A 487-nucleotide genomic window follows, 5' to 3' on the forward strand; every position below is an offset into this window, starting at 1 on the left:
GGCCCGATCGCGCTGCGCTACCCGCGCGGCGAGGGCGTCGGCGTCGAGCTGCCGGAGCGGGGCGAGGTGCTGGCGATCGGCAAGGGCCGGATGGTCCGCCAGGACCCGGAGGCCCGGGTGGCGATCCTGTCGCTCGGCACGCGCCTGTCCGAAGCGCTGAAGGCGGCGGATGCGCTGTCCGAGCAGGGCGTGGCGGTGAGCGTGGCGGATGCGCGCTTCGCTAAGCCGCTGGACGAGGCGCTGATCCTGGAGCTGGCGCAGAGCCACGAGGTGCTGATCACCATCGAGGAGGGCTCGCGCGGCGGGTTCGGGGCGATGGTGCTGCACCTGCTGTCGGAACAGGGCGCGCTGGATGCGGGCCGGGTCCGGGTGCGGACGCTGACGCTGCCGGACACCTACCAGGACCACGACAGCCCGGAGAAGATGTACGCCGAGGCCGGGCTCGACGCCGCCACCATCGTCAAGACCGCGCTCGCGACGCTGCCGG

1 protein-coding gene is annotated in these 487 nt (G+C 73.5%); it reads left to right on the forward strand.

Annotation, left to right across the window (positions count from 1 at the left end; all coding sequences use genetic code 11):
- A partial coding sequence (locus MKK65_RS04905) for a transketolase C-terminal domain-containing protein (RefSeq protein ID WP_279596522.1) occupies positions 1-487 on the forward strand: 487 nt, incomplete at both ends.

It is taken from the genome of Methylobacterium sp. J-001, from assembly GCF_022829565.1.
In the GTDB taxonomy this organism is placed as follows: Bacteria; Pseudomonadota; Alphaproteobacteria; order Rhizobiales; family Beijerinckiaceae; genus Methylobacterium.